Origin of the sequence: Rhizobium sp. RU35A, from assembly GCF_900156005.1 — a bacterium.
Classification (GTDB): domain Bacteria; phylum Pseudomonadota; class Alphaproteobacteria; order Rhizobiales; family Rhizobiaceae; genus Neorhizobium; species Neorhizobium straminoryzae.
Window position 1 is genome coordinate 1 of sequence record NZ_FTMR01000038.1, and the last position, 6,755, is coordinate 6,755.

The 6,755-nt window shown below is 61.8% G+C and carries 1 protein-coding gene; it reads left to right on the top strand.

Annotation, left to right across the window (positions count from 1 at the left end; all coding sequences use genetic code 11):
- The coding region (locus F3H95_RS26870) for a hypothetical protein (RefSeq protein ID WP_149748232.1) at positions 1-6,755 on the top strand (6,755 nt) is incomplete at both ends.

Genomic DNA, 6,755 nt, shown 5'->3' on the forward strand with positions numbered 1-6,755 from the left:
AGCGGCAGCTATGCCGGCGGTGACGTCACGCTGTCCGGCCAGTCTATCAGCCTCACCAACGCAACGATCGCCGGAAAGAACGTCAACCTGACCGCCAAGGATGAAAAGGCCGATTCCGTCGCCTTCATCATCCAGACCGGTTCGTCTTCAAGCAATGTCAGCATCACCAAGGGCAGCCTTATCAAGGCGGACGGGACGCTGAACGTCAGCGCCACCGCATCTTCTGTGGTCGAAGACCTGACGCTCAATGTCAATCGGCCCTATCTGTTGTCTTCGGCAAACACGGCGTCTGCGTCTGTCACCATCGATGCGTCGAGCCTGACGGCCAAAGGTGATGTGAACGTCGAGGCCACCGCCAAGACCGTGTCGCTGGCGAGCGATCTTCTGACCGACAGCATACTGCCGATCCCGATTCCGTTTGACGCCGCTGTCGGCGTTGCGCTGTCCAGTGCGAAGGTCAATGTCGTCAACGGTTCCAGCCTGACCAGCGAGACGGCCAGCATCGGCCTGATTGCCGATAGTCGCGCTGAAATCGAGGCGATTGCCACGGCCCGCAACATCACGCTCGGCAAGGGCTCGCTTCCCTATGCCGCCGCGGTTTCGGTGGGCGTCCTGACCAATGATGCAGAGGTCATTGTTGACAGCTCGTCCCTTGACGCCAGGAACAATGTTGAGGTGCACGCCTATGCCCTCAGTGAAAATACGACGAGCTTCGACGTCCTCGGTGGCGGTTCCACAAACGGAGCCCTCGGTGCCGGCTTCAATTTCAATGATCACAAGGCCATAGCAAAGGTTCGCAATTCCGGCGTGACTGCCCGCACGGGCGGCGTCAACGTTCTCGCCGATAGCATTCTTCGGGCTGATCAGGCCGGGACGCTGAACGTCAGCGACGGCGCTTCTGATAATGTGCTGGAGTTGATCGGGGCTGTCGTCGGCGCCGTCGTCAGCGAATTCTTCACCGACAACGGCAAGGTCAATGCCACGGGCGAGAAGATCAACAAATACTGGGGTATCACCGAAAGTGCTGCATCCGGGATCGACAAGCTGGCCAGTCTCTACAGCGCCGCTTGGGGCAAGAAGTCCGGTATTACCGGGAAGCGTGACGAGGATAGCGGCCTGTGGGGGGCGACCGGCGGCGTGCTTGTCGCGCTGGACGAGAGTTCTGCAGAGATTTCCAGCGATCCACTGAAAGCCGTGACCATCGACTCGGCCGGCGCGTTGCGGGTCGAGAGCCGTTCAAATGCCCTGACGCGCAATTTCGTCGAGTCCGCCATCAAGTACAAGGGAACCGGCGGTACAGCAACGGCGCTCGCCGTCAATCTGTCATACGAAGACATCTCGAACACGGCATCTGTCGGCAGCGATACGAACAGCGGAAAACTGAGCGTAAATGCCGCCTCCGCATCGGTCAGGGCGAGCGAGTTCGAGACAACCGCGCTTTCGAAGGACGAATCTGTCCTGACGTTCCGCAACCAGCAGATGGATGCCGACCGCTATCAGAATGGGCGCGCCATCATCGCCAACGCACGTGCTGAGGCGACCAAGGCCGCTGCCAACACCTACGGTATCGGGATTGGCATCTCCACCCGCGATACGCAGGCAAATCTCGACAATGTCGCGCTCAAGCTGTCCGGGATTGGCGCGCTGTCCGTCGTCGCTGAAAATCGTCTGTCCATTCTCTACCTGGAAGCCGGTGACGCTGCAGAAGCCGCAGCTGTTGGAACCAAGGCTGCAATGTCGCGACTCAACGGCGAGCTTGGACAGATCCGGGATGCCAAGGTTGCTGCGAAAGCAGAGGCTGAGGAGAAAAAGAGGCTGGCAGTCTCGGCCGTCGAAAAGGCTGAGGCCGACAAGGAGATTGCCGAGGCCGAGGACGATATCAAGAAGGCCGAGGCGCAGAAGGCCCTTGTGGGTGCCGTTAATGGCGCCGTTCAGGATGCTGCCAGCGAAGCGGTTGCCAGTATCGGCTCCACATACACGATCGGTTTCAATCTCATCACGCAGGACACCGCTGCCCGCATTGGAAGCGGTGCGCAGGTCGGTTCTGTCGCACTTGGCGGTCTTCTTTCCGGTGCTGTCGGCGACATCTCGGTCCTCGCGCATTCTTCCATGGAAGGCGGACTGAGTACCTTCGCAACGGTCAATGGCGGCAGCGCCGACAAGGCCTCTACCGGTCAGGCGCTGAACATTGGTGCCCACGTCTTGCTGGGTGAAACGGTCGCCAACATCGCCACACGTGCCGGGGCCAGCGGAAAGGATGCCGCCAACACGCTGTGGTCTACTGGCGATGTCAGCGTCAGCGCTCGCAACGAGACCGGGTTCAGTATCACGAATACCAGTTCGACGCCCGATAAGATGACCGGAGATGCGACGGCTGCGAGCCTGATTACGGTCTCTGGTGGCGTCCAGATGCTCGATACCTCGGCTCAGCTCGGGCGCAGTGTCTTCGCCCAGGGCACGCTTGCCGTGGAAGCGGCCAGCGCCAACACCGTCGGCACCTATCTTGCTGCCTCGACGGCGGGCGGTGGTGCAGTCGCTCCCGTCACGACCGCCATTACCAATGGCCTGGAATTGCTCAGCAACCTTGCTGACCTCAAAGACAGCGGTTCCTCCGATGATGATAATGATGCCAAGAATGCAACGCTGGGCATCAGCGCCATCATGAGCCTCGGCGTTGTCGGCAATGCGCTTGCGAACAGCAGCAGCATGAAGACAAACAGCGAGAAGGCGCTGGCCGCGGAGAAAAACGCACAGAAGGTGATGAAGGATCAGGCCAAGTCCGATTTCGTCCTCAGCGGCGCATTCTCCTTCAATTCATTCGACAGCGTGGCGGAAACCTTGCCAGGGCTCACTCTCAGCGCCGACGGCATACGCGTCGGTGCCTATAACGTGACCGACGCCAAGGTTGACATCACCGCGACCTCAAAATTCTCGCAAGGCGCCGGCGCGAAGGTGCTGTCCGCGGCCGTCAATCTCGCCAACCAGGACAATCTCGCCCTCATCGGCTCCGGCAGCACGGTCGTTGCCGGCAAGAAGGGGCTGGCTGTCGATGCCTCGACCAAAGCCTGGAAGGAAGATGACAAGGGCAACGAAACGCTGAGCACAGCGTCCAGTGACTTCCTGTCGCGCAGCGTTGGCAAGGCGACCATCGGTGGCGATCAGCTGATTGTGTCGCTGGGGCTCAACATCGTCGATTTCGAGAATGAAGCCAGAATTGACAACAACGTCACGATCCTGTCTCAGGCGGCCTATGCCGCTTCGACGCAGGCGGCGATGAATGCTGCAGTCTCTGCGAATGGTGACAAGCCCGATGTGACGGTCAATTCCCTCGCATCGATCACGCTGAAGGCAGAAGGCAATGCGGCGGCCGGCGTCAACGGCATGTTCTTTGCCACCGAAGATGGCCTGCTGAAATACTATGAAACGACCAAGAAAGCGCGTGGCGCTGCACTGGGTGTGACCATTGCCCAGATGGCGACCCCCTTGTTCGGCGAATATCTCGACGCACGTGTCCGTCAGCGCCAGGCCGAACTGACCAAGACGCCCACGGCCGGCGGATCCGGTTCTGCCAAGGGCTTTGGCGTTGGCATCAATGTCGGCTCGATCGACGTGAAGGCGAATATTCTGGCCGGCAATGCCGTTGTGGATGCCGGTGCCCTCTCGGTAACAGGCGAAGCGCGCGTCAGAAGCAGCGCCCTGGGTGTGGCGGGCTCTGGGCCGTCAAACGAAATCCTCAGCCTGTCGGCCAAGGCAACCAAGACCGCAGCAACGGCTGCCGATGCCGCAGCCGCAATCAACGTCGTCTACGGCGATGTCAGCGCCGCTGTCGGCAAGGGGCGCGCCGCCACGGTCCGTGAAGCGACCCCAGCCAAGGGGCTCGACGCTCTGACGAGCGACGGCACGATCCTCGCAAAAAGCGTCACCGTGGGCGCCAAGACCCAGGCAATGGCCGAGGCGACGGCCGATGGCAAGGCGGCTGGCACCCAGGCGGCTGACGGGGATGCGGGCGCCCTCAACCTGCATGACTTCGACACGACTGCCACGCTGTCGGCTTCCGCCCGCGCCACCGGCGATGTCGCCGTGACGGCGACCGCAGATACCATGGAAGTGGTCAATGCCCAGGCGTCTGCTCGCGGAACGCCCGTTGAAGACTATGCGGCCAAGCTCAAAACCTCCATCAACAGCCTTCTGCTCGGTTCCGGTGGCGGCAATGCGAATACGGGGATTTTCGGCCGCGCCGCTGACCGATTTGCAACGACCTACAAAGAAATAAGCAAGGCGACGGAAAAGACCCAAGACGCCAAGCCAAGCCAGGCCTTCGCCGCCGCGGTCGGCTTTAACTTCTCCGATCACGACACCAAGGCGATCGTTGCCGATGGCGTAAAGATCGAAACCGGCGGTGCAATCAACGTCATTGCTGATCATGATGCCATGTCGATGGCTGAAGTGTCCGGTGCGGCTGTCCTCAGCGACGCCGCGACCGGCGCCGCAATCAGCATCAATGTCATCAATACAACGTCAGCCGCTGTTGTTGGAAACGATGTGACGTTTGGCTCTTCGGAACGGAAAGCCACCGATGTCACGGTCGAGGCGATGAGCCGGTTCAATACCGGCGTCAATGTTGCCGATCTCTTGCGCTATAAGACAGATGCCAAGGGCAACTATGTCCTCGTCAATGGCAACAAGGTTCTGGACGAGACAGTCCCCAACTTTGCCTATGCGGCCGAGGCGATTGCCGGTGCAGGCGGTAAGGGATCGTCCTTCACGGGTGCCTTCGCCACGACCGTCTATCTCGGCGATACGTCCACGACGCTCGGCAATCGTGTCTCGATCAATGCGACAGGCGACGCGACGATTGCCGCCTACGACCAGTCCAAGGTCGCCAATAAGGCCTGGGGCGTGTCGGCGGCGCTCGGCACCGGCACCAGCACGACGAAATCGGCCCGCGGCGCCGTTGGCTCGGTCATTTACCGTGGTCGCGAAGTTGCCACGACCATTGGCACGGACCTCGACCTTCGTACCGGCAAGGACGCCGATATTGTGGCCAGGGTCCTCGCACCGTCTGATGCTTGGGTTGGACCGGAAAAGGGCTCGCTCGTCTCCTCGACAACCTGGCGTGATTACGTCGATCCGGTTCTCGGCGGTGACATTGCAGCGCCGCTGCGCAATGCGGATCCGGCCGTCACGCAGTCGCTGCATAACCAGGTTATCGCGGCCGCCGCTGCCGGCCAGAGCACCGAAGCTTCTTACAGCGGTGCGCTCGGCATCACCATTGCCAACGGCGTGACGAAGGTGGATGTCGGCGATCGGGCCCATGTCGAGGCCAAGGCGATCAATGTCGAAAGCCGGATGAACCAGGAGGTGCTGGGTGTCGGTGGTTCGCTGACCGTCAGCCTGTCAGGCGCTGGCGGAACCTTCGGCGCGCAGGGCGCGGTCAATGTCGTGATGGACGAGGTGCTGACCTCCGTCGGCAAGGGCGGCGTGTTCGTCGCCAATGGCGGCGCGGCGGACTTCACCTCCGAAGCCGAGACGCAGGCGATGTCGATCACGGCCGTCGCCTCGCTCTCCGGCTCGACCTCAACGACGGTCGCTGCCAACATTTCGTCCAATACGTTCCAGAGTTCTGCGAAGACGGCCATCGCCGACAATGTCTCGATCACTGCGGCCAATGATGCCAACATTACGGCAAAGAACGCCATTGATGCCTTCGCCTTTGCCGGTGCGCTCGGCGTAACCTTCGGCACGAAGAACCCTGTCGCCGGGACCCTCGTCAGCAACGTTCAGTTGTCGTCCGCCGAAAGCCTCTTGGGTTCGGCTGTGACCGTGACGTCCGTCGGCGGTTCGGTCAATCTCGGTGCGGACACCAGTGAGCGGCTGCTGTCCATTCCTGTCGCCGGTGGTGGGGACGCCGGTGTACTCAGCGTCACCGTGGTCGACAGCACCACGCGCGCAGTGGCCGACAAGACATCGACGCTGACGGCCAGCAATGGCAACGTCTCTGTCAAGGCACAGAACCAGTCGGACGTGCTGGAAATCGCCGGCAGCGTGGCCTTCTCCATGAGCGGAGCCGCCTTCGGTCTCACCATGCCGGGCACCGGCGTCAACAAGACGGTGGAAGCCCAGATCGGCAATGCCTCGGCGCGCAACATCGAGATTGCCGCCCGCGCCAGCAACGACATTCGCCAGCTGGCGGGTGCCGGCGGCGCCAGCACGAAGAGTACGGGAGTCGGTGGCACGGTCGCCGTTCTGGTGCTCGACAACGACGTGACCGCCCGGATCGCCGAGGGCGCGACTGTGACGGCCAACGGCAATGTCTGGCTGGATGCAGCCGATGACAGCAGCCTGCTGCAGTTCGGCGGCGGCATCGGTGCCGGCAAGGAGGTCGGCGTCGGCGCAAGCGTTGGTGCGCTGGTCGTACTCGGCCATACGCTGGCGGAGGTCGGCAGCAAGGCCAGCGTCACCGCGCGCGGCCTCGAGGGCAATGTCATCACCTTCGAGGAATTGCAGGAGGTCGAGGAGGCCAAGGAAGCGCAGCGTACCGGCATCGTGGAAAGCTTCAACGGCCTCAAGGATACCGGCCTTGCCTTCGCCGATGACGTCGAGGCTGCCTTTGATACGCTGGGCAATATCGGCCAGTCGAAGGCCAAGCGCGATGCGCTCCTCGACATGCCGACCACGACGCGCACGGCCAAGGGCTTCGTGATGACTGCCAATGGCGATCATCGCGCCGTTGCCATATCGCTGGCCGTCGGTGC